General features: G+C 68.7%; 22 protein-coding genes. 16 read left to right on the plus strand and 6 right to left on the minus strand.

The window, feature by feature from the left end; all coding sequences use genetic code 11:
* Window positions 1–7 precede the first annotated feature (7 nt).
* The 7 genes from AAN986_RS00650 (at window position 8) to AAN986_RS00680 (ending at window position 5,762) form a co-directional block, all read left to right on the plus strand.
* On the plus strand, window positions 8–766 hold the full coding sequence (locus tag AAN986_RS00650; protein ID WP_047217579.1) for an ABC transporter ATP-binding protein: 759 nt from the start codon (window positions 8–10) through the stop codon (window positions 764–766).
* A complete protein-coding gene (locus tag AAN986_RS00655) occupies window positions 763–1,707 on the plus strand; it encodes an HlyD family efflux transporter periplasmic adaptor subunit (protein WP_017405665.1) in 945 nt (314 codons plus the stop codon). The genes AAN986_RS00650 and AAN986_RS00655 overlap by 4 nt, the downstream gene beginning before the upstream one ends.
* Complete coding sequence (locus tag AAN986_RS00660; RefSeq protein ID WP_016452236.1) at window positions 1,700–2,404, plus strand: MtnX-like HAD-IB family phosphatase; 705 nt, start codon at window positions 1,700–1,702, stop codon at window positions 2,402–2,404. The genes AAN986_RS00655 and AAN986_RS00660 overlap by 8 nt, the downstream gene beginning before the upstream one ends.
* 177 nt (window positions 2,405–2,581) lie before the next feature.
* Window positions 2,582–3,523: an alpha/beta fold hydrolase gene (locus tag AAN986_RS00665; protein ID WP_016452235.1), complete on the plus strand. Its 942-nt coding sequence runs from the start codon at window positions 2,582–2,584 to the stop codon at window positions 3,521–3,523.
* On the plus strand, window positions 3,513–3,881 hold the full coding sequence (locus AAN986_RS00670; RefSeq protein WP_012202070.1) for an EamA family transporter: 369 nt from the start codon (window positions 3,513–3,515) through the stop codon (window positions 3,879–3,881). The genes AAN986_RS00665 and AAN986_RS00670 overlap by 11 nt, the downstream gene beginning before the upstream one ends.
* Window positions 3,882–4,045: 164 nt before the next feature.
* Window positions 4,046–4,540 (plus strand): DMT family transporter, encoded by a 495-nt coding sequence (locus AAN986_RS00675; protein ID WP_047217580.1) that lies wholly within the window; start codon window positions 4,046–4,048, stop codon window positions 4,538–4,540.
* Window positions 4,533–5,762 carry a DegT/DnrJ/EryC1/StrS family aminotransferase gene (locus AAN986_RS00680; protein WP_047217581.1) on the plus strand — a complete coding sequence of 410 codons (1,230 nt, stop codon included), beginning with the start codon at window positions 4,533–4,535 and terminating at the stop codon, window positions 5,760–5,762. The genes AAN986_RS00675 and AAN986_RS00680 overlap by 8 nt, the downstream gene beginning before the upstream one ends.
* A 36-nt stretch (window positions 5,763–5,798) precedes the next feature.
* Here AAN986_RS00680 and AAN986_RS00685 read toward each other — a convergent pair whose 3' ends face one another.
* The 3 genes from AAN986_RS00685 to AAN986_RS00695 are packed head-to-tail and all read right to left on the minus strand — an operon-like array spanning window position 5,799 to window position 9,140.
* On the minus strand, window positions 5,799–6,704 hold the full coding sequence (locus tag AAN986_RS00685; protein ID WP_047217582.1) for an arginase family protein: 906 nt from the start codon (window positions 6,702–6,704) through the stop codon (window positions 5,799–5,801).
* Window positions 6,686–7,759, minus strand: a complete 1,074-nt coding sequence (locus AAN986_RS00690; RefSeq protein WP_047217583.1) for a GNAT family N-acetyltransferase — start codon at window positions 7,757–7,759, stop codon at window positions 6,686–6,688. The genes AAN986_RS00685 and AAN986_RS00690 overlap by 19 nt, the downstream gene beginning before the upstream one ends.
* A gap of 7 nt (window positions 7,760–7,766) precedes the next feature.
* Window positions 7,767–9,140: an aminotransferase class III-fold pyridoxal phosphate-dependent enzyme gene (locus tag AAN986_RS00695; protein WP_016452231.1), complete on the minus strand. Its 1,374-nt coding sequence runs from the start codon at window positions 9,138–9,140 to the stop codon at window positions 7,767–7,769.
* 280 nt (window positions 9,141–9,420) lie between these two features.
* Between AAN986_RS00695 and AAN986_RS00700 the strand changes: the two genes are divergently transcribed.
* The 4 genes from AAN986_RS00700 to AAN986_RS00715 all read left to right on the plus strand — a co-directional run bounded on the left by AAN986_RS00700 (window position 9,421) and on the right by AAN986_RS00715 (window position 13,314).
* The gene (locus tag AAN986_RS00700; RefSeq protein ID WP_349335546.1) at window positions 9,421–10,713 is read left to right on the plus strand and encodes a TonB-dependent receptor plug domain-containing protein; all 1,293 of its coding nucleotides are present in this window, start codon (window positions 9,421–9,423) and stop codon (window positions 10,711–10,713) included.
* Window positions 10,680–11,837: a TonB-dependent receptor gene (locus AAN986_RS00705; RefSeq protein ID WP_349335547.1), complete on the plus strand. Its 1,158-nt coding sequence runs from the start codon at window positions 10,680–10,682 to the stop codon at window positions 11,835–11,837. Before AAN986_RS00700 ends, AAN986_RS00705 begins: the two co-directional genes overlap by 34 nt.
* A 172-nt stretch (window positions 11,838–12,009) precedes the next feature.
* Window positions 12,010–12,498 (plus strand): hypothetical protein, encoded by a 489-nt coding sequence (locus tag AAN986_RS00710; protein WP_012202078.1) that lies wholly within the window; start codon window positions 12,010–12,012, stop codon window positions 12,496–12,498.
* A 6-nt stretch (window positions 12,499–12,504) separates the two neighbouring features.
* Window positions 12,505–13,314 carry a DUF4198 domain-containing protein gene (locus tag AAN986_RS00715; RefSeq protein ID WP_047217585.1) on the plus strand — a complete coding sequence of 270 codons (810 nt, stop codon included), beginning with the start codon at window positions 12,505–12,507 and terminating at the stop codon, window positions 13,312–13,314.
* A 100-nt stretch (window positions 13,315–13,414) separates the two neighbouring features.
* Here AAN986_RS00715 and AAN986_RS00720 read toward each other — a convergent pair whose 3' ends face one another.
* The 3 genes from AAN986_RS00720 to AAN986_RS00730 all read right to left on the minus strand — a co-directional run bounded on the left by AAN986_RS00720 (window position 13,415) and on the right by AAN986_RS00730 (window position 17,984).
* Window positions 13,415–15,346 (minus strand): RecQ family ATP-dependent DNA helicase, encoded by a 1,932-nt coding sequence (locus AAN986_RS00720; RefSeq protein ID WP_047217586.1) that lies wholly within the window; start codon window positions 15,344–15,346, stop codon window positions 13,415–13,417.
* Window positions 15,347–15,566: 220 nt separating this feature from the next.
* Window positions 15,567–16,718, minus strand: a complete 1,152-nt coding sequence (locus AAN986_RS00725) for an acyl-CoA dehydrogenase family protein (RefSeq protein ID WP_016447375.1) — start codon at window positions 16,716–16,718, stop codon at window positions 15,567–15,569.
* Between the two features lie 9 nt (window positions 16,719–16,727).
* A complete protein-coding gene (locus AAN986_RS00730; RefSeq protein ID WP_047217587.1) occupies window positions 16,728–17,984 on the minus strand; it encodes a CoA transferase in 1,257 nt (418 codons plus the stop codon).
* Window positions 17,985–18,078: 94 nt separating this feature from the next.
* Here AAN986_RS00730 and AAN986_RS00735 point away from each other — a divergent pair, with 94 nt between their 5' ends.
* The 5 genes from AAN986_RS00735 to hutC all read left to right on the plus strand — a co-directional run bounded on the left by AAN986_RS00735 (window position 18,079) and on the right by hutC (window position 22,695).
* Complete coding sequence (locus tag AAN986_RS00735; protein ID WP_034365616.1) at window positions 18,079–18,969, plus strand: LysR substrate-binding domain-containing protein; 891 nt, start codon at window positions 18,079–18,081, stop codon at window positions 18,967–18,969.
* Window positions 18,970–19,241: 272 nt separating this feature from the next.
* Window positions 19,242–20,216, plus strand: a complete 975-nt coding sequence (locus tag AAN986_RS00740) for an ABC transporter substrate-binding protein (RefSeq protein WP_013800043.1) — start codon at window positions 19,242–19,244, stop codon at window positions 20,214–20,216.
* Window positions 20,217–20,279: 63 nt separating this feature from the next.
* The gene (locus AAN986_RS00745; RefSeq protein WP_047217588.1) at window positions 20,280–21,119 is read left to right on the plus strand and encodes an ABC transporter permease; all 840 of its coding nucleotides are present in this window, start codon (window positions 20,280–20,282) and stop codon (window positions 21,117–21,119) included.
* Window positions 21,119–21,898, plus strand: a complete 780-nt coding sequence (locus AAN986_RS00750; protein ID WP_012202086.1) for an ABC transporter ATP-binding protein — start codon at window positions 21,119–21,121, stop codon at window positions 21,896–21,898. The genes AAN986_RS00745 and AAN986_RS00750 overlap by 1 nt, the downstream gene beginning before the upstream one ends.
* 80 nt (window positions 21,899–21,978) lie before the next feature.
* Window positions 21,979–22,695: a histidine utilization repressor gene (gene hutC / locus AAN986_RS00755; RefSeq protein WP_016447379.1), complete on the plus strand. Its 717-nt coding sequence runs from the start codon at window positions 21,979–21,981 to the stop codon at window positions 22,693–22,695.
* Window positions 22,696–22,776: the final 81 nt, after the last annotated feature.

The following is a 22,776-nucleotide window of genomic DNA, read 5'->3' on the forward strand; positions in this document are numbered from 1 at the left end:
AGACACCATGAACGTGATGAATGCCTCTTCCCCCGCGCCCACGGCGGTGCCTCGCACGGCGCCCAGCCTGGAAGCCGTGCGGCTGTGCAAGTCCTTCCTGTCGGGCATGGTCAGCGTGCAGGTGCTGCAGGGCCTGTCGGTATCGCTGTACGCGGGCGAACTGAGCCTGATCTCTGGCCCTTCGGGCTGCGGCAAGAGCACCCTTCTGTCGCTGATGTCGGGCCTGCAGGCGCCGGACAGCGGCCACGCCATGGCGCTGGGCGAGGACCTGGGCAAGCTGGGCACGCGGGCGCTGGAGAAGTTTCGCCTGCGCCACACGGGCTTCGTCTTCCAGGGCTTCAACCTGTTCCCGGCACTGACGGCCATCGAGCAGGTGCAGCTGCCCCTGGGCTACATGGGCCTGCGCAGCGACGAGGCCCTGCGCCGCGCGCAGCAGGCGCTGGACGAGGTCGGCCTGTCCCACCGCGCCCACATGCGCCCGGCCGAACTGTCGGGCGGCGAAAAGCAGCGCGTGGCCATTGCGCGCGCCATGGCCAAGGCGCCGCAGCTGCTGTTCGCCGACGAACCCACGAGTGCGCTGGATGCCGAAAGCGGCCAGCGCGTCATCGACATCCTGCACCGCGCGGCGCGCAACCATGGCACGACCGTGCTGTGCGTGAGCCATGACCCGCGCCTGGTGCGCCATGCCGACCGCGTGCTCGGCATGGAGGACGGCGCCATCCGCAGCGACTGGCGCCAGACCTCCCCGTTGAAGGAAAAACAATGAAGCACCCCCTGAGCGGCCTTGCCGCTTCCACTGCCGGACTGGCTGCGGCGCTGGCCGCCGCCGCGCTGCTGGCGGGCTGCGGTCCTTCGCACGATGCGCCCGCCAATGCGGGCCAGGCCAGCTCCAGGGCGCAGCAAAGCGGCCCGGCGGCAGTGGCCGTGGCGCGCGGCAAGATCGAGGTGGAAGGCGGGCTGCTGGACCTGTCGCCCGCCGTGGCCGGCGTGGTACAGCAGCTGTCCGTCAAGGAAGGCCAGTCCGTGCAGCGCGGCCAGCTGCTGCTGAGGCTGGCCGACGAGACGGGCCAGGCCGACCTGGCCGTGGCCGAGTCCGAGGCCCAGCTGGCCAGGGCCCGCCAGAAGGCACGCGCCGCGCGCCTGCCCCAGCTCAAGCAGACCCTGGCGCGCTGGCAGGCAGCGGCCCGCGAAGGCGCGGCCGACGCGCAGAACGTGGACGAGGCCGCGCAGGCACTGCGCGATGCCCAGGCCGAGATCGACGTGGCCGCGGCCGAGGCCCAGGTGGCGCAGCGCAAGCTCGAACAATTGCGCGCCCAGCACAAGCGCCAGGAACTGCGCGCGCCCGAGGCCGGCACCGTGGTGCGCCTGGCCACCCACGCGGGCAGCCAGGCCGTGCCCGGCACGCCGGCCGTGGTGCTGCTGCCGCAGCGCCCGCTGCAGGTGCGCGCCGAAATCAACGAAAGCTTCGCCGCCGCCGTGCGCGAAGGCATGCGGGCCACGGTGACGCTGGATGCCGATGGCTCCGCACAGCAGCAGCTGCCCTCGGCACGCGTGCTGCGCATCAGCCCCGTCTATGGCACGGCGCGGCTGCAGGACGACCAGCAGCGCGGGCCGGTGCGTGTCATCGAGTGCGTGCTGGTCTTCGAGCAAGCTCCCGCCGCCGCCGTGCGCGTGGGCCAAAACGTAAGGGTGCAGTTCCATGAATAAGCGCATTCCCCTGTATCTGGACACCGCCGCGCCCGGCTGGATGGTGCAAAGCGATTTCGACGGCACGATCAGCCTGCTGGACGTGACCGACACCCTGCTCAACCGCTTCGGCAAGCCCGGCTGGCAGGAGCTGGAAGACGCCTGGGAGCGCGGCGAGATCGGCTCGCGCGAATGCATGAAGGGCCAGGTCGCGCTGCTGGACATGGACGAGGCCGAGCTGCGCGCCCACCTGGACACCATCGAGATCGATCCCGGCTTCGCCGGCTTCGTGGCGGCCGCCCAGGCCCACGGCATGGTGGTGCAGGTGGTCAGCGACGGCATCGACTACGCCATACGCCATGTGCTGGAACGCCATGGCCTGGGCCATCTGCAGGTCATCGCCAACCGCCTGGTGCCGACCGGCGAGCGCAGCTGGCGCCTGGACTCGCCCTGGGCCAGCGCGCAGTGCGCGCGCGCCAGCGGCAACTGCAAGTGCGAGCGCCTGGCCGAGCAGCAGGCCCAGCATGGCCGCGTGCTCTATGTGGGCGACAGCACCTCGGACTTCTGCGTCTCGGGCCGCGCCGACTTCGTGCTGGCCAAGTACAAGCTGATCGCCCACTGCGAAAGCCGGGGCATCGCCCATGCGCCCTTCGAGCATTTCGAGCAGGCCACGGCCTTGCTCGACAAGGTGGTCCTGGGCCTGGAGGCGCTGGCATGACGTACCACCACCCCCTGAGTCGCTTCGCGCCTTCCCGTTGCACGGCGCCCCCCAAGGGGGACGACACCTTCGGTGCGGGGCGGCGCGGCCGGCCAAGGCCCTTCCTTGGTGTCTCTGGCTTCAGGGCACGCCATTTTCATGGTCAGAGGGCGACGCGCAGCGTCATGGAAAATTGACATGAATTTGAGTGATGGGCTCTCCTTGGTTCAGCGCAGCGAGCCTGCCACGGGGCTGGAAAGCGTCTGCGTGACCGAGCATGAATTCGTCATGCCCGGCACGGGCGCTGCCGCGCGCACCGGCGTGCTGCTGGTGCACGGGCTCACGGGCACGCCGGCCGAGATGCGCCTGCTGGCCAAGGGGCTGAACAAGCAGGGCTTCACCGTCTATGCGGTCCAGCTGGCCGGCCATTGCGGCAGCATGGAAGATCTCGTGGACACGCGCTGGACCGACTGGCTGGCCAGCGTGGAAGGCGGCCTGCAGCGGCTGTCGCAGCATGTGGACCATGTGGTGGTCGGCGGCCTGTCCATGGGCGCCGTGCTCTCCCTGGCCGTGGCCCAGCGCCACCCCGACAAGGTGGACGGCGTCTGCGCCCTGTCCACCACCTTCCGCTACGACGGCTGGAGCATCCCCTTCTACACGCGCCTGGCCTTTTTGCTGCCGCTGTTCCGCGCGCTGGGCATTGGCCGCCGCAGCGTGTTCATGGAGCAGCCGCCCTACGGCATCAAGGACGAGGCGCTGCGCGCACGCGTGGTCGAGCAGATGCACTCGGGCGACAGCGCGGCGGCCGGCCTGCCGGGCAATCCCTGGTGGTCCATCATCGAGCTGCGCCGCCTCTCGGCCCACGTGCTGGCGCGCCTGCCCCAGCTGCGCTCGCCCTGCCTGGTCATCCATGCGCGCAACGACGACATCTCGTCGGTGGCCAACGCCCACGACATCGTGCACGGCGCCAGCCAGGCCCATGTCGAGCTGGTGCTGCTGGACAACAGCTACCACATGGTCACCATCGACCGCGACCGCCGCACCGTGATCGCGCGCACCACCGAGTTCGTGGCGCGCATCGCCAGCGGTGCCGCCCCCCGCGAAGGCCGGGCTGTGGAGGCTGCGCCGCATGGGCAGTGATCTCTCGCCGCTGGTCATCACGCTGTGGGTGCTGAATGTGCTGGTGGACAGCGGCGGCCAGCTGGCCTTCAAGGCCGCTGCCAGCCAGCCCGGTGACCTCGACGGCCTGGCACGCTGGCGTTTCATGGCCTCCAGGCCCTGGCTGTGGCTGGGCGTGGGCTGCTATGTGGCCGAGTTCGTGCTGTGGCTGGCCTTTCTCTCGCTGGTGCCGCTGTCCGAGGGCGTGCTGCTGGGCTCCATCAACATCGTGGCCATCATGATCGCGGGCCGGCTGCTGTTTGCCGAGAAGCTGGCACCCATGCGCGTGGCAGGCATCGTTCTGGTGTCCATCGGCGTCGCCATCGTGGGCCTGCATTGAGATGAAACAGCACCCCCTGAGTCGCTTCGCGCCTTCCCCCTCTCTCGCTTCGCGGGAGGGGGACGACACCCTCGGTGCGGGGCGGCCCTTCCTCGGTGTCCCTGGCTTTGGGGCTCGCCAGTTTCATACGATGCGGGCGGCGCGCAGCCCCGTGAATAACTGAGATGAAACGTTTCTATTTCATTGGCTTTCTGGTGCTCATGGCCTTCGACACGCTGGCCCAGCTGAGCTTCAAGCAGGCCGGCAATGCGGCGCTGCCGCTGGAGTTCTCCACGGCCTGGCTGGCGCGCGTGTTCGGCCAGCCCTGGATCTATGGCGCCTTCGTGGGCTACATCGGCGCCTTTTTCTCGTGGATGACCTTGCTCAAGCGCGCGCCCATCGGCCCGGCCTTTGCGGCATCGCACCTGGAGATTCTTTCCGTGCTGGCGCTGTCGTACTGGCTGTTCGACGAGCGCATAGGCATGCCCCAGATCATCGGCTGCCTGTTCATCGTGGCCGGCATCGCCTGCCTGGCGGTCAGCGAGACGCAGGAGGCCGAGGGGCCCGGCGCAGACGACGACACGCCGGGCCATGCGGGCGGCAACCCGGGCGCGGGCTCGGCCAGCGCTGGCGCCGCGCACCTGGCGGCATCGGCCGAGCACGGCACGCGCCATGGCTGAACGCGTGCTGCCGCCCACGGCAGGCCTGCCGCTGCGCGCGGCCGACCTGCTGCCCTGGGGCGATGCAGACCTGGCGACGGCGCTGGCGCAGTGGCTGGGCGTGCCCGCCGTGCAGCTTGAATGCTCTGGCACCTCGGCGCTGATGGTGGCGCTGCAGACCCTGCGCCGCCTGGCGCCGGGCCGCAGCGAAGTCATCGCCCCCGCCTATACCTGCCCGCTGGTGGCCCTGGCCGTGGCGCACTGCGGCCTGCAACTGCGCCTGTGCGATCTGCATCCCGACACGCTGGACATGGACCCCGCGCGCCTGCGCGCCCTGTGCAGCGAACGCACCCTGGCCGTGCTGCCCACGCATCTGTGCGGCCGCGTGGCCGACGTGGCCACGGCCGTGGACTGCGCGCGCGCCGTGGGCGCCTGGGTGGTGGAGGACGCGGCCCAGGCCCTGGGCGCGCGCCTGCGCGGCGAGCCCGTGGGCTGGCAGGGCGATGTGGGCTTCTACAGCCTGGCCGTGGGCAAGGGCCTGACCACCTTCGAGGGCGGCGTGCTGCTGGCACGCGACCCCGCGCTGCGCGAGGCACTGCGCGAGACACATGCGGCCAGCGTGCGCCAGGACCGGGGCTGGGAGTTGCGCCGCAGCCTGGAGCTGCTGGGCTATGCGGCGCTGTACCGCCCCGCCGGGCTGGACCTGGCCTATGGCCGTCCCCTGCGCGATGCGCTGTCGCGCAGCGACTGGGTGCAGGCCGCCGGCGATGATTTCGACGACGGCATTCCCCGCCATGAACTGGGCGCCTGGCGCCGCCGCGTGGGCCGGCGCGCGCTGGCGCGGCTGGCGGATTTCCAGCAGCAACTGCAGCGCCAGGCCCGTGAGCGCGGCGCCTGGCTGTCGGCCATCGATGGGATCGAGGTGGTGGGTGACACCGTGCCGGGTGCGCAAGGCGTCTGGCCCGTGCTGCTGCTGCGCCTGCGCGATGCCGCCACGCGCGATGCGCTGCTGCGCGCGCAATGGGGGCGGGGCTGGGGTCTGTCGCTGCCCTTCGTCCATGTGCTGCCCGACTATGGCCGCTACGACCATGTGCTGGGCCTGGCGCGCCAGGACGTGGTGGACCAGGGGCGCGACTGGGCACGGCGCCTGGTGGCCGTGGGCAACAGCCTGTGGTTCGACGACGCGCGCTTTGGCGATCTGGTCCAGGTGCTGGAAAGCGCCACGAAGCAGGCCGCCGCCTGACCTCGCAGCCCCGGTCGCCGCAGCCCCGGTGGGGCCTCAGCCGGCCTGCTGCAGACGCTCCACCAGGCGCTCGTTGAACGCATGCTGGCCCAGTTGCCAGGTGGCCAGCGTCTGCGCGCCGATCTGCGTGTCCTGGCCGTCACCCGCGCTCATCCAGCGCTTCCACCAGGTCGCGTAGCGCCAGGAAGACACATCGCCCGTGATGTCGCTGCCCACGATCTGGCCGGACAGCGCGCCAATGATGTCCATGGCTTCGCTCTCCAGCATGCGGCCCTGGTCCCAGTTGGTGCGCACCACCTCGGGCGCGAACACGTCCTTGTCGATGCTCAGGTAGGTGGGCTGGGCCTGCTCGCGCAGCATGCGCGCCAGCGTGCGCGACAGCTCGGCCACGCTGGCAAAGCTGCGAAAGGCCGAGTCCACGCCCAGGCGGCGCGCCCAGCCCGTGTCCACGCCCGCGCTCCAGTAGCTCAGGCGGCCCGCGCGCAGCGGCGTGAGGTAGTTCTCCCAGGCGTGTGCGCGGCCGATGTCGGCGGAAGTGATGCCGGCCACGTGCACATGCGAGACGGCCGGATGCAGGGCCACGCGGCGCACCCAGGAGCCGCAGTGCACGCCCCAGGGAAAGCGCATGTTGTCGGGGTGGTTGTCCAGCACGACCACGCGCAGCGGCCGGCCTGAGGACAGGGCCCGCGCCGCGATGCAGCGCTCGATCAGCGGCCAGCTCAGATGGTGGAAGTCGCCGCTGCCCATGAGGGCCGTGCCATGCGCGGCGGGCAGCTGTGCATCGAGCGCCGCGCGGAACCGCGCGAAGCGCCGCAGGCCGCAGCCGAAGCGCACCTGCTCCTGCCAGTGCTGCAGCGGCAGGCGCAGCTCGCCGGGCAAGGACCCCACCGAGCCATCCACATCCAGCACGACCGGCTGGGCATTCAGTTCTGTTCGCTCCATTGGCGATCGCTTTCGAAGTGGCCGGCAAAGCGCCGGCCCAGTGCGCGCAGCAGCGGGTTGCGGATGAAGACCGCATGCTGCGTGAAGGTGAAGCTGGCGCCCAGCTGGGCCTTGACCTCGGGATCGGTCCAGCCGGCCACGTAGTGGCTCAGGCCGCGTTCGATGGCGTATTCGAGGTTGACCATCCAGCTCACGAAGTAGAGGTTGGCCTCGCGTGCGGCCGGGTAGGACAGGCCGATGTACTTGTCGATCAGCTTGCCGCCGTGCTCGAAGCACAGGTTCCAGCCCAGCAGCGCGCCGGGCGCGCCGTCGTCCTGCAGCGCGCGGTACTCGAAGACGAGGCCGCCGTTGCCTGCATCGCGCAGCACGGCCGCGAAGAAATCGCGCGTGAGCCTGTCGAAGTGGATCTCGCTTTGCGCATACACCGCATCGAACAGCGCGTAGTAGGCATCGACCCGGGCGTCATCGGCAAAGGCCGCGCCCGTGGGAATGCGCTGCACCTGCAGCTGCGCGCGGCTTTTGAGCTTGCGGCGCAGGTTCTGGCGGCGGCTCCTGGACAGGCGCGCAAGGTACTCGTCCAGGCTGGAAAAGTCGATGGGCACATGGGCCAGGGCCTGGCCTTCGACCAGGATGAAGCCCGCATCGGCCAGGGCCTGCGCCAGCGCCCGTGCATGGGCGTTGTCGGCGTCCGGCAGCAGCGGGGAATCCTGGGGCAGGTCCTTGACGATGGTCAGCATGCGCCGGCCTGCGCGCGCACGCAGCGCGGCAGCCTGCTGGGCGGCAGGGATGCCCATGGGCAGCACGGCGTACTCGCTGACCGTGGTGCCCACGAAGTCGGTGGACAGGCGCAGCCGGCGCGACAGCCAGCCGCCACCGGGCAACGACAAAAGACGCGCCTTGAGCGCGTCGTCCGCCGTGGTCAGAAGATCGAAGGGCGCCGTGAAGGCCGGCGCCGGCCAGTCCTGCAGCAGTGCGAAGCCCTCGGGAGGATGGGCCGCGAACTGCGCGAGCAGGCCTGGGGGTTCGAGCTGGTTGTGCAGGCGCTCTGCGGGCATCGCGCCTTCAGGCCGCCTTGGCTTTCGTGAGCAACTGGTCCAGCAGGACCATGGCCTCGTCGATCTCGGGGCGCGAGATCATCAGCGAGGGCGCGAAGGTGATCACGTTCTTGTAGTAGCCGCCCACGTCCAGCACCAGGCCGCGCTTGCTGCCCTTGTATTCCAGGCCGCCTTCGAGTCCGATGTCCACCATCTTGTCCAGCAGCGCCTTGTTGGGCGTGAAGCCGTCCTCGGTGCAGATCTCGGCGCGCAGCGCCAGGCCCAGGCCGTCCACATCGCCGATTTCCTTGTGGCGCTTTTGCAGCTCCTTGAGGCCTTCGAGGAAGTAGGCGCCCGATTCGCGCACCTGGCGGCCGAAGTCCATCTCGTGGGTCATCTTCATGACTTCCAGGCCCAGGGCCGTGCCCAGCGGGTTGGAGGCGAAGGTGGAGTGGGTCGATCCCGGCGGGAAGATGGTGGGGTTGATCAGTTCCTCGCGCGCCCACAGGCCCGACAGGGCGTTGAGGCCGTTGGTCAGCGCCTTGGCGAAGACCAGCACGTCGGGCTTGACGCCGAAGTTCTCCACCGACCACAGCGTGCCGGTGCGCCAGAAACCCATCTGGATTTCATCGACCACCATCAGCACGCCGTGGTCGTCCAGCACCTTCTTGAGGCCCTTGAAGAAGTTGGGCGGCGGCACGACGTAGCCGCCCGTGCCCTGGATGGGCTCCACGTAGAAGGCTGCGTACTCGCACTGGTTGGTCTTGGGGTCCCAGATGGCGTGGTATTCGTTCTCGAACTTGCGCGCGAATTCCCGGACGATGGAGTCCGCGTATTCCTCGGACGTCATGCCCTTGGGGCGGCGGAACGGGTAGGGGAAGGGGATGAACTGCGCGCGGTCGCCGAAGTGGCCGTAGCGGCGGCGGTAGCGGTAGCTGGAGGTGATGCTGGAGGCGCCCAGCGTGCGGCCGTGGTAGCCGCCCTCGAAGGCGAACATCAGGCTCTTGCCGCCGCTGGCATTGCGCACGACCTTGAGCGAGTCCTCGATGGCCTGGGCGCCGCCCACGTTGAAGTGCACGCGGCCGGCATGGCCCCACTTGCGCTCCGCATCCTGGGCGATGAACTTGGCCAGCTCGATCTTGGTGGGGTGCAGGTACTGGCTGGCGACCTGGGGCAGGGTCTGCAGCTGCTCGATCATCTTCTGCTCGAGGCGCTTGTTCTTGTAGCCGAAGTTCACGGCCGAATACCACATCTGCAGATCGAGGTAGGGCGTGCCGGCCTCGTCGTACATGTAGCTGCCTTCGCAGCCCGAAAAGATCTTGGGGGGATTGACGTAGTGGACGGTATCCCCGAACGAGCAGTACTTGGCTTCGTCGGCCAGGAGTTGGGCGTTATTGGTCACAGCAAAGGGCTCCAGATATTCAGCCGCCGCAGTGTGAGCGGGCAATCTTGCTGCGCTGTCGAGTCTTTGTGTGGGGTTTGTGGAGGAGGTCCGCGCGGGACCGTGATCTGTCCCTGTGACGTAAATGATACAAAACAAATGATAATCATTATCAATTGGTGGGAGAATCGCGGAAAGCCAGCAGGAAGAAATCACACCCGGGGGGAATCAATGGTCTCGCAAGAGCACTCCGCGAAGAGGTCGGCAGCTAGCCAGCAACCCTCGTTCCCCGATTCCTGCCATGGCTCCATCTTCACGCTCCTGCGCCCCTGTCTCCCTTTTCTGGAATCCCTGCGCTGCGCCGGCCTTGCGGCCCAGCCTGCTGGCCGTGGCCGTGCAGGCCGCCGTGATCGGCCTGGCCACGTCCGGCGCCTGGGCCCAGCCCCGGCCTCAGGCCCTGGACGATGAGGCCCGGCTGATGGCGCAGGCACCCACCAAGGCACTGGCCCAGGTCGACGTGGTCGACACGGCCGAGCCCGCGCAGCGAACCCCGGGCGCCTCCACCACCGTCAGCGGCCCGGCGCTGGAGCAGGCCGGCAGCATGGCCGATGTGGTGCGCTACCAGCCCCTGGTCTCCGCGCCGGGCACGGCCTCGGGCACCAGCCGCAACCGCAGCAGCTTCGACCGCTCGGGCACCACGGGCTACAACATCCGCGGCATCGAGGGCAACCGCATCGGCATGGATGTGGACGGCGTCGAGATGCCCGACGCCACCACGCGCCCCTATGTGAGCCGTGTCGGCGCCAACACCTTCGGCGTGGGCCGCGACTTCATCGATCCGGAAATGTTCTCGGGCGTGGACATCCACTCCGGCACCACCACGGCGCGGCGCGCGGCCGGTGGCATCGGCGGCTCGGTGGGCTTTCGCACCAAGTCCGCCGAGGACTACCTGGTGGGCGGCAAGACCTCCTACCTGGGCGGCAAGATCGACCATGACACGGCCGACCGCTCCTGGAACGAGAGCTTCACGGCCGCTGGCCGCTCGGGCGACCTCGACGGCCTGATCGCCTACTCGCGCCGCGACGGCCACGAGACGCGCAACCACAGCGCCATCGTCAACAGCTATCCCGACGACTGGAACTCCAACGCGCTGCTGCTCAAGGGCGGCCTGCGCATCAACCCGGCCCACCGCCTGGTGCTGTCGGCCGACCTGTACCGCCGCAAGAACGACACCTCCTTCCACGGCTGGGACACCACCAACACCAGCATCACCGAAAGCTCGCGCCAGAACAGCGACACCAGCCGCAACACGCTGCAGCTGCAGCACCTGTGGACACCGGCCGGCGCCTGGGTGGACCAGCTGGACACGCGGCTGTACTTCCAGAACACGGACACCAACGACGTCACCGACACCACCACGCTGGCCACGGGCGCCAAGGTGCACAACGTCTCCGGCAATGAGACGCGCACCTGGGGTTTCTCGAGCACGGGCGACAAGCGCATCGACCGCCACCGCCTGAGCTTTGGCGTCAATGCATCGACACAGGACACGGAGCGGCCGTGGAACGTTTCGCTACCGGCACGCCCGTTATGAAGCCCCAGCCCGACACCACCACCCGCCGCTACGGCGCCTTCCTGCAGGACGAGATCAGCTTCCAGGCCGGCGGCCGCCGCCTGGCGCTGATTCCCGCGCTGCGCGTGGACCGCGTGGAGATCAAGACACGCGACCTGGACAACTTCGTCTCGGGCGTGCTCACGGCCGCCGATGTGGAAAAGATTTACGGCGGCACGCGCGGCAACACCATCCTCAGCCCCAGCCTCGCCCTGGTCTATGACCTCACGCCCACGTTCAGCGCCTATGCCCAGTTCAAGCGCAGCGGGCGAGAGCCCTCGGCCGGCGAGATCTTCGGCTCGTGGAACATGGCCAGCAACTACAACGCGGCAGGCCAGTACGCCCTGGTCGGCAACCCCAACCTGAAGGAGGAAAGCAGCAATGCCTTCGACTTCGGCCTCAAGGGTTCGCCCACGCCGGGCGTGACCTTCAACAGCTCGGTCTTCTATACCAGGTACTCCGACTTCATCGCCTACACGCGCTACCTGCGCGCGGGCCGTCCCGACCTGTTCGTCAACGTGCCCGCCCACATCGGCACCATCTACCAGGCCGAGAACCGCGACAGCGCAAAGATCTACGGCTTCGAGGCCAGCGCGCGCCTGGACCACGGCCAGTGGATGCCCGCCGCCAGGGGCCTGTACTCCACCTGGGCGCTGGGCATCAGCCGCGGCACCTCCAAGTCCTACTACGCAGGCGACAAGGATGTGCCGCTGGACAGCGTGCTGCCGCGCAAGGCCATCGTCGGCGTGGGCTATGACGCACCAGCCCGGCAATGGGGCCTGAACCTGACCGGCACCTTCGTCGCGGGCAAGCAGGCCGTGGCCACCAACCGCGACAGCTACCTGAACGCGGGCACCGGCCTGACCGACTCGACCACCGAGCTGTTCCGCGTGCCCGGCCATGCCATCTTCGACCTGGCCGGCTACTGGCAGGTCGCAAAGAACGTGCGCCTGAACGCCGGCATCTACAACCTGGGCGACAAGCGCTACTGGGACTATTCCAGCACCCGCAGCCTGCAGCCCGGCGTGGCGCGCGACCGCCGCGACATCGAGCTGCTGAGCAACCCGGGCCGCACCTTCGCCGTGTCCATGAACGTTGCGTTCTGAGCACCCTGCGCACCATGCCATTGCATCCACGCCACCTTCACTTGCCGCGTGGCGCGGATCCGAGGAGTTTCTCCAGGGGCCGGCCGGCCTTCCCTACAGCGGCGGTGTCGGCCGGAAAGCCTCCACCACCATCGCAGCCGCCGCTGTATCTGCCTACTTCAGGAGTCGTTTCATGATCGAGTTCTCTCTGTCCCACCGCATGCTGGCCGCTGCCGGCCTGGCGGCCCTGCTCACCGCCTGCGCATCGCCCACGGCACCGTCCGCCAGCGGCCCGGCCCAGCCTGCGGGCGGGCATGGCCAGTCTGCCTTCATGGGCAGCTACGACGCCAACCGTGATGGCGTGGTCACGCGCCAGGAGTACGACACCGTGCGCAAGCAGCGCTTCCTGGCCGGCGACACCAATGGCGACGGCTGGCTCAGCGAGAAGGAGTACGTGGACGAGTTCGAGGCCCGCCTCAAGCAGCAGTACGCGGGCCGCCAGCCCGACGAGCGCTATGCCCAGTCCATGAAGCAGGCCCATGTGCGCTTCGGCATCGTGGACAGGAACCGCGACGGCAAATACACCGTGGAAGAAGACATGGCCATCGCCGAACGCAGCTTCAAGGAAGCCGACGTCAATGCCGATGGCGTCGTGGACAAGAACGACGTCAAGAAGCCCTGAGCGGACATGGCCAAAACCCCATCCAAGCGATTGGCCTGGTGGCTGCCGCTGCTGTCGGCCGTGTGCATCTCCGCCCAGGCCCACACGCCCTACCTGCTGCCCACCAGCTTCGAGGCCCAGCCCCGGGCCGTCATCAGCGTGGACGCCAGCTTCGCCGACAAGTTCTTCATCCCCGAAGTGGCTTTTGGCGAAACGCGCTTCGCCGTGACGGCGCCCGACGGCTCGGTCACGCCCATGGCCGATGTGCGCCAGTTCAAGACCCGCACCGTGGCCGAGCACCAATTGCCCGACGAGAAGGGCACCTACCGCGTGAGCACCGGCCCGCGCCTGGGCGCCATCTTCCGTTCGTGGGAGCGCAACGGCAAGGTGGAGACCGCGCGTGATCCCGCCACGCCCACGCCGGCCGATGCCAGGCTGCTGAGCCACTACCAGTCGCTGTCGGTCTCCGAGACCTACATCACGGTGGGCAAGCCCAGCCGGGCCGCGCTCGCGCCCTCAGGCAAGGGCCTGGAGATCGTGCCCGTCACGCATCCCGCCGACCTGTTCGCGGGCGAGAAGTTCGACTTCACCGTGCAATACGATGGCAGGCCGCTGGCCGCGCAGAAGGTGGAAATCTTCCGCTCGGCCATGGACCTGGCCAGCCAGCACAGCGTGGACGCGCTGACCACCGATGGCGAGGGCCGCATCTCCTACGCCCTGCCCAAGTCAGGCATCTACCTGGCCCTGGTGCGCTACCGCGCCGACGCCCCCGCCGGCGCCGCCGCGCCGCAGTACGGCAACAACTACACGCTGACCTTCAGGGTGCTGGCGCAGTAAGGGGTTCCGGTTTCACGAAAAAGGCCTGACGCCATGGAGGTGCAGGCCTTTTCTCATGGTGAAGCCCTGCCCCATGCGATGTGCATGAGGGCTATGCGCCTCAACCCGTGGCCACCACCCGCAGCACCTCGGCGCCATAGGCGTCCAGCTTCTTGGCGCCCATGCCGCTGATGCCCTGCAGGTCGTCCAGCGAGGCCGGGTTGCGCTCGGCAATGGCGGCCAGCGTGGCGTCGTGGAAGATCACGTAGGCCGGCAGGTTGTGCTCGCGCGCGACTTCGGCGCGCCAGGCCTTGAGGTTGATGAAGCGCACCTGGGCATCAGGCCCCAGGCTGGCGGCGGCCGCGTTGGGCTGGGTGGCGCGCTTGGAGGTGCGCGTGCGCGGCGCTGCGACGGCCTCGCGCAGCTGTACCTGGACATTGCCGCGCAGCACTTCGCGCGAGCCTTCGGCCAGGCACAGGGTGTCGAAGCTGTGGCCGCTGTTCTCGCTGGTGATCTTGTGCAGGCCCAGGGCGCCAGTGGCCAGCAGCTGGCGCATCACGCCGCGCAGCTGGGGCTCGCTGTAGTCCTTGCCCAGGCCGAAGGTGGAGATCTTCTCGTGCCCGTACTGGCGCACCTTCTCGGTGTCCTTGCCGCGCAGCACGTCCATGATGTGGCCCGCGCCAAAGGTCAGCTGGCTGGCCTCGTGCACGCGGTAGATGGTGGACAGCAGCTTGCGCGCGGCGTCCGTTCCATCCCACAGGGCCGGGGGCTCCAGGCAGTTGTCGCAGTTGCCGCAGGCGGTCTTTGCCACGCGCTGCAGCGGCCGGCCTTCAATGTCCGTCTCTGCGTCTTCTCCCGGTGCGCCCAGGCCGTACTGCTCGCCGAAGTAGGCCAGCAGCCGCACGCGGCGGCAGTCCGTGGCCTCGGCCAGGCCCAGCAGGGCATCGAGCTTGCCGCGCATGACCTGCTTGAAGGTGTCCTCGGCCGGGCTTTCGTCGATCATGCGGCGCTGGTTGACCACGTCGGACAGGCCGTAGGCCATCCAGGCATCGGCGGGCAGCCCGTCGCGGCCTGCGCGGCCGGTTTCCTGGTAGTAGCCCTCGATGTTCTTGGGCATGTCCACGTGCGCCACGAAGCGCACATCGGGCTTGTTGATGCCCATGCCGAAGGCGATGGTGGCGACGATGACGATGCCGTCCTCGCGCAGGAAGCGGTCCTGGTGCAGCTGGCGCGTCTCGAAGGGCAGGCCCGCGTGGTAGGGCAGGGCGGGCACGCCGGCCTGGCTCAGCGTCTGGGCCAGCTCCTCCACGCGCTTGCGCGACTGGCAATAGACCACGCCGGCCTCGCCCTCGTGCTCGCGCTCGATGAAGCGCAGCAGCTGGTTGCTGACGTCCTTCTTCTCGGCGATGCGGTAGCGGATGTTGGGGCGGTCGAAGCTGCTGACGAAGTGCCGTGCGCTCTCCAGCTGCAGCCGCTCGACGATGTCGGCGCGCGTCAGCGCATCGGCCGTGGCCGTGAGCGCAATGCGCGGCACGCCCCCATAGCGTTCGTGCAGCACGCTCAGCGCGCGGTACTCGGGCCGGAAGTCATGGCCCCACTGGCTCACGCAGTGCGCCTCGTCGATGGCGAACAGCGACAGCTTGCCCTGGGCATGCAGGTCGTCGAGCAGGCCCAGGAAGCGCGGCGTGTTCAGGCGCTCGGGCGCGGCATACAGCAATGTGATGTCGCCGCTTTGCAGGCGCCATTCGACTTCCTGCGTCTCGTCATAGGACAGCGTGGAGTTCAGGTAGGCGGCGCTCACGCCGGCCTCGTGCAGCGCGCCCACCTGGTCGTGCATGAGCGCGATCAGCGGCGACACCACCACCGCCACGCCGTGGCCCTGCTGCTGGCGCACGATGGCCGGCACCTGGTAGCACAGGCTCTTGCCGCCACCCGTGGGCATGAGCACCAGCGCATCGCCGCCGGCGACCACGTGCGAGACGATGGCCTCCTGCGGACCGCGGAATTGTTCGTAGCCGAACACGGCTTGCAGGACGGAATGCGCGGCGGACAACGGAGGCTTCTTTCGGCAGGGGCGGCTGGCGCGGGAGGGGGCGGGATGCGGGCGCTTCCCGCAACAAATGCGCTGCGGCCCGAAGGCCGCAACAGCCGCCATTTTGCGCCCCCTCGCAAGGTCCAGGGAAGACCTGGGGTTTGAACCGCTCTGCATCAACGGCCTTTTCCGGGCGCGAGGGTGCCATTTTCAGATTTCTCCTAGCCACCCGCTGCTGCATTCAGCTGCCGCCCAGCACTCCACGCGCAATGATGCTGCGCTGCACTTCGGACGAGCCCTCGTAGATGCGCAGGATGCGCGCATCGCGCACCAGGCGCTCCAGCGGCATCTCGCGCGTGTAGCCGTAGCCGCCGTGGATCTGCAGGGCCTCGTCGGTGACGAAGCCCACCATTTCGGACGCATGGAGCTTGGCCATGGCCGAGTGCTGGGTGAAGGGCTGGCCGGCCTGGCGCAAGGCCAGGGCCTGCATGGTCAGTGCCCACGATGCCTCCAGGCGCAGCTTCATGTCTGCCAGCTTCCACTGGATGCCCTGTTTCGTGGCCAGCGGCTCGCCGCCGACCAGGCGCTGATTGGCCCATTGCGCTGCAGCGGCCAGGGCGGCCTCGGCCACGCCCAGGGCGGTGGCCGCCACGTCCAGGCGGCTGTTGTCCAGGACCTTCATGGCCGTCTTGAAGCCTGTGCCCTCGGCGCCCAGCCGGTGGCTGGCAGGCACGCGCACGCCGTCCAGCGAGACCTCGAAGGCATGGCCGCCGCGGATGCCCATGAGTTTTTCGGGGGCCGAGACCTGGATGCCAGGCAGATCGCGCGGCACGATGAAGGCGCTGACGCCGCGCGCGCCGGCCTCCATGTCGGTCTTGGCGAAGACGACCATGAAGCGCGCCTCGGCGGCGTTGGAGATGAAGTGCTTGACGCCCGTGATCAGATAGTCGTCCCCATCGCGCACGGCGCGCGTGCGCATGTCGGCCGGGTGGGAGCCGCCGCGCGGCTCGGTCAGCGCAAAGGCCGCCAGCCATTGGCCGCTGGCGCAGCGCGGCAGCCACTGCTGGCGCTGGGCGTCGTCGCCGCCGATGAGCACGGCGTCCGTGCCCAGGTAGTGGGCGCCGATCATGGACGAGGTGGCCGCGCAGGCGCGCGAGATGGCCACCAGGGACAGCAGCATGGCCGTGGGCGTGACGCCGGGGCCGCCCAGGGCCTCGGGCAGGTTCATGCCCATCACGCCCAGGGCCGACAGGCCCGGCACATGGCAGGTGGCGGACAGCGCCTCTTCGTCCATGCGCTGCGCCAGCGGGGCGAGTGCGTCGTCGGCAAAGCGGGCCACGGCATCGGCAATGGCGTGGTCGTCGGCGGTGGTGCCCAGTCGTTGGAAGTTCATGTCGGTTGCTCAATGTGATGGGGAAGAGGGGGCTGCGCCTGCGGTGCCCAGGGCACCGGATGCGCGCAGCGCGGCAATGGCTTCGGCGCCCCGGCCCAGCCACTGCGAGAGCAGGGCGTCGGTGTGTTCGCCCAGGGCCGGTGCGCGCTCGGCGCGGTTGGGTGCGGCGCCGCTGAAATGCACGGGCTGGGTGGGCAGGCGCAGGCCGGGCAGGCGCGGGTCCTGCACCGCACCGAGCAGGCCGCGCGCCTGGCTCTGGGGCGACTCCAGCGCCTGGGCAATGTTCCAGATGGGGGCGGCGGGCACGCCGGCCGCATCCAGCGCGGCCACCACCTGCGCCACTTCATGGCGGCCGGCCCAGGCCTCGATGGCCTCGCGCAGCGCGGGTTCGTGGGCCGAGCGTGATTCGTCGCTGGCAAAGCGCGGGTCGCCGGCCAGGCTGCCCAGCTCCATGGCCTGCAGGGCGGCGGCGAACAGCTTGTTGTTGAGCACGGCCAGCGCGAAGTGGCCGTCGCCTGCGCGGTACACGCCGAAGGGGGCCGACAGCGGATGGCGGTTGCCCACGCGGCGCGCGGGCCGGCCCGTGAACAGGTAGCGCGCCACCGAGGTGGCCAGAAAGCTCAGCGTGGTGTCGAACATGGCCACGTCCACCTGCTGGCCCTGCCCGGTGGCGCGGGCCTGCAGCAGCGCGGCCAGCGTGGCCCAGGAGGCGAACAGGCCGGCCACCACGTCGCTGACGGCCTCGCCCACGACGGTGGGCGCGCCATCGGGCTCGCCCGTGGCCTCCATGAGGCCGCTCATGGCCTGCACGATGATGTCGTAGGCCGGCCGGTGGGCCAGCGGCCCGGTCTGGCCGAAGCCCGAGACGCTGACATAGACCAGGCGCGGATTGAGCGCCCGCAACTGGCTTGCGCCGATGCCCAGGCGCTCGGCCACGCCGGGCCGGAAGTTCTCCACCACCACGTCGGCCTGGGCCGCCATCTCGTGGACCAGGGCCACGGCCTCGGGGTGCTTGAGGTCCAGCACCAGGCTTTGCTTGTTGCGGTTCATCACCGTGAACAGCGCGCTTTCGCCGTTGTTCATGGGGCCGATGGCGCGGTAGTCGTCGCCCTGCGGCGGCTCGATCTTGACGACCTCGGCGCCCAGGTCGGCCAGCAGGGCCGTGGACAGCGGCCCGGCCAGCACGCGCGTGAAGTCGAGAATGCGCACGCCGTCCAGCGGGCGGGCGGTACTGGCAGGGGCGGGGGGCGAGGCGGATTCGGTCATTGATGCAGCCATGGACAGGTGGTGGATGGCTGCATGCTGGCCCGCAATTGAATCAATGGAAAATATTCATTTCTGATTCACTGCATTCAAAAAGATGATCCAAATCAGCCTGCGCCAGCTGGAGTATTTCGTGGCCGCCGCACGCCATGGCAGCACGGCGCGCGCGGCCGAGGCCATCGGCGTGTCCCAGCCGTCCATCTCCAAGGCGATTGCCGACCTGGAGGCGCAGTGGGGCGAGGCGCTGTTCGTGCGCCGCCATGCCAGGGGGCTGGATCTCACGGCGGCCGGCGCGGTGCGCAGCCGCGATGCCCAGGCGCTGCTGGACGGCGCACGCAGCCTGCAGGGGCCGCGCACGGCGGCGGTGGCGGGCGTGCTGCGCCTGGGCTTTCTGAGCACGCTGGGCGCGCGCTGGGTGCCGGCGCTGCTGGCGCAGATGCAGCGCCGCCATCCCGGCATTGCACTGGAGCTGGTGGAGGGCGATATCGCCTCGCTCACGCAGCAGGTGGAGCGCGGCGAGCTCGATGCGGCCCTGCAGTACAACACGGGCCTGGCGCGTCCCCGCATGGAGCTGCTGCCCGTGGCGGCGTTGCCGCCCTATGTGCTGCTGCCGCATCGCCATGCGCTGGCGGCCAGGACCAGCGTGAGCCTGGCCGAAGTGGCGGCCCACCCGCTGGTGCTGATCAACCTGCCGCACAGCCGCGAGTATTTCCTGTCGCTGTTCCGCGAGGCCGGCGTGACGCCGCTGGTGGCCCATGAGTTCGCCTCCATCGAGATGCTGCGCTCCATGGTGGCCAATGGCCACGGCCTGAGCGTGCTGACCACGCGACCGGTGGTGGACCGCGCCCACGATGGCCAGCGCCTGGCCTGCCGCCGCATCCGGGGCCGCGTGGCCCCCCAGCCCGTGGTGCTGGCCGTGCCGGCGGGCAATGCCTCGCCGCTGATTGCACCTTTTTTGAAGGTGGCGCGGGCTGTGATTGCACCGTAGCGGCGCGCCGTGCGGTGGCCTGCACCACGGTGGTGAATCGCGACCAGGGACTTTCCCCAGCTTGTATGGACAAGATGGGTTGGCACGGTGCTTGCTCTCGCTCTCTGTGTTGACCGCAGATGGATGCAGGTTTCCGCCCTTGCCAGGTTTGCCGGGTAATCCTGTATATACATGTTTGGTCGGCAAAAACACACTTCGGGCTTCCGCACCGGTCTGCCCGCGGACCCCGAAACTGCCATTGCCAACTTGCTTTCCCGACCGAGGAGTGCCACATGAGTTCGATCCCCACGTTCCGCCGCCTGCCCCTGGGGCCGCTGGCCGCCGCCCTCTGCCTTGCCGCCGCACTGCAGCCCGCTGCCGCGCAGGAGACCAAGATCACCCTGGGCATGTCGGGCTGGACAGGCTTCGCGCCGCTGACCCTGGCCGACAAGGCCGGCATCTTCAAGAAGAACGGCCTGGCGGTGGACCTGAAGATGATTCCGCAGAAGGACCGCCACCTGGCCCTGGCCTCGGGCGCCATCCAGTGCGCGGCCACCACCATCGAGACGCATGTGGCCTGGAACACGAACGGCGTGCCCATCGTGCAGATCTTCCAGATGGACAAGTCCTATGGCGCCGACGGCATCGCCGTGCGCAATGACGTCAAGGGCTTTGCCGACCTCAAGGGCAAGACCGTGGCCGTGAGCGCGCCGGGCACGGCGCCGTACTTCGGCCTGGCCTGGATGCTGCACAAGAACGGCATGACCATGAAGGATGTGAAGACCGTCTCGCTGGAGCCGCAGCCCGCGGCCCAGGCCTTCGTGGCCGGCCAGAACGATGCGGCCATGAGCTACGAGCCCTACCTGTCCACCATCCGCGCCAACCCGGCGGCGGGCAAGATCCTGGCCACCACCATCGACTACCCCATGGTCATGGACACCGTGGGCTGCGATCCCAAGTGGCTCAAGGCCAACGCCGCCGCCGCCAAGGCCCTGGCCCAGTCGTATTTCGATGCGGTGGCCATGATCGAGGCCGACAAGACCAAGTCCTTCGAGATCATGGGCACGGCCGTCAAGCAAAGCGGCGAGCAGTTCGGCAAGTCGGCCTCCTACCTCAAGTGGTCCGACAAGGAAGCCAACCAGAAATTCTTCGCCAACGAGCTGGTGCCGTTCATGAAGGAATCGGCCGTGATCCTCAAGGAGGCCGGCATCATCCGCTCCATCCCCGAGAACTATGGCGTGATGTACGACGCCAGCTTCATCCAGTAAGCCCGCCAGGGGATGACCATGCAAGCCGCATCCACTTCCGCAGTCCAGCCGGCTAACAAGCCCATGACCCACGCCACACCGCACGCTCCCGCGCCCGCCGCGGCGCCAGCCCCCGTCCGCCGCCGCCGCATGGCGCCGCTGGAGCCCGTCAGCCCCACGGCCAAGTGGGTGCTGGGTGTGGCCTTCTTCGTGCTGTTCTTTCTCGTCTGGGCGGCTGTGACGCTGGGCGGCTTCGTCTCCCCGACCTTCCTGGCCAGCCCCATGACCATGGCGCGCGAGGGCGTGCTGCTGTTCACCGAGTACGGCTTCCTGCACGACATCGGCATGACGGTCTGGCGCGTGATGGGCGGCTTCATCCTGGCCTCGGTCGTGGCCGTGCCCCTGGGCATTGCCATGGGCGCCTGGAAGCCGGTCGAGGCCTTCTTCGAGCCCTTTGTCTCGTTCTGCCGCTACCTGCCGGCCTCGGCCTTCATCCCGCTGCTGATCCTGTGGGCCGGCGTGGGCGAGACGCAGAAGCTGCTGGTCATCTTCATCGGCTCGGTGTTCCAGATCACGCTGATGGTGGCCGTGACCGTGGGCGGCGCACGCAAGGACCTGGTGGAGGCCGCCTACACGCTGGGCGCCTCCAACACCGGCGTGGTGCGCCGCGTGCTGATCCCGGGCGCCGCGCCCGGCATTGCCGAGACGCTGCGCCTGGTGCTGGGCTGGGCCTGGACCTATGTGATCGTGGCCGAGCTGATCGGCTCGTCCTCGGGCATCGGCCACATGATCACCGACAGCCAGGCGCTGCTGAACACGGGCCAGATCATCTTCGGCATCATCGTGATCGGCCTCATCGGCCTGGTGTCCGATTTCATCTTCAAATCGCTGAACCGTCGCATGTTCGAGTGGAGCACCCTGTGATGAATCTGCTGTCCATTCAAGGTGTTTCGCGCACCTTCACCAGCCACAAGGGCACGAGCACGCAGGCCTTGCTGCCTGTGGATTTCGAGGTCCGCGAGAACGACTTCGTCACCATCCTCGGCCCTTCGGGCTGCGGCAAGTCCACCATGCTGCGCATTGCGGCGGGGCTGGATTTCCCGACCACGGGCCAGGTGCTGCTGGACGGCCGCGCCGTGGACGGGCCGGGCGCCGACCGCGGCATGGTGTTCCAGAGCTACACGCTGTTCCCGTGGCTGACGGTGGCCCAGAACATCCGCTTCGGCCTGCGCGAGAAGGGCGTGAGCGAGGCGCTGCAAAAGGAGCGCAGCGACTACTTCATCGCCAAGGTGGGGCTGCGCGGCTTCGAGAACCACTTTCCCAAGCAGCTGTCGGGCGGCATGCAGCAGCGCACGGCCATTGCGCGCGCGCTGGCCAACGATCCCAAGATCCTGCTCATGGACGAGCCCTTCGGCGCACTCGACAACCAGACCCGCGTGCTCATGCAGGAGCTGCTGCTGGGAATCTGGGAGGCCGAGCGCAAGACCGTGATGTTCGTCACCCACGACATCGACGAGGCCATCTTCATGGCCAACCGCGTGGCCGTGTTCAGCGCGCGGCCGGGCCGCATCAAGGCCGACATTCCCGTGAACCTGCCGCATCCGCGCCACTACACGGTCAAGACATCGCCCGAGTTCATGGAGCTGAAAGCCCGGCTGACCGAAGAGATTCGCGCAGAGTCGCTGGCTGCTGCTGCACACTGACGCTTTTCATGACCACTGCCCACACCATGTCTTCCCGCTCCACGGCTTCTCGTCTTTCCGCAACGACGGCGGAGGTGCCCATGGCCCTGTACCAGCAGGTCAAGGACCATGTGATGCGCAAGATCGCCGATGGCTCGCTGTCGGCCGGCGAGCGCGTGCCGTCCGAGCAGGAGCTGGTGCAGGAGTTCGGCGTGGCCCGCATGACGGCCAACCGCGCGCTGCGCGAGCTGGCCGAGCAGGGCGTGATCGTGCGGGTGGCGGGCGTGGGCTCGTTCGTGGCCGAGGAAAAGCCGCAGTCCACGCTGCTGCGCATCGCCAACATCGCCGAGGAAATCCGCCAGCGCGGCCATGACCACCGCTTCGAGCTGATCAGCGTGCGCCGCGAGTCGGCCTCGCCCGAGGCGGCGGCTTCGCTGCAGCTGTCCGCCGGCAGCTCGGTGTTCCACCTGCAGGGCGTGCATTTCGAGAACGACGTGCCCGTGCAGCTGGAAGACCGCCATGTGAACCCGCGCATGGCGCCGGACTTCATGGAGCAGGACTTCTCGCTGATCCAGCCTTCGGTGTACCTGGTGCGCAACGTGCCCTTCGACCAGATCGAGCATGTGGTGGACGCCATGCTGCCCACGCCCGAGCAGGCACGCTGGCTGCAGATGGAGACCGACCAGCCCTGCCTGACGCTGACGCGCCGCACCTGGTACCTGGGCACGCCCGTGACCTGGGTGCACTGCGTGCATCCGGGCATGCGCTACCGGCTGGGCAGCCGCTTTCGCACCGACGGCGGATCGCACGACGGCTGAGGCCGGAAAGGCGGGGTTCCCGCTCTTGCGCTGTTCCGCTTCGATTGATATTGTATAGACAGGCATAGACATCCATCCTGG

It is taken from the genome of Delftia sp. DS1230, assembly GCF_040112715.1.
Classification (GTDB): domain Bacteria; phylum Pseudomonadota; class Gammaproteobacteria; order Burkholderiales; family Burkholderiaceae_C; genus Comamonas; species Comamonas tsuruhatensis.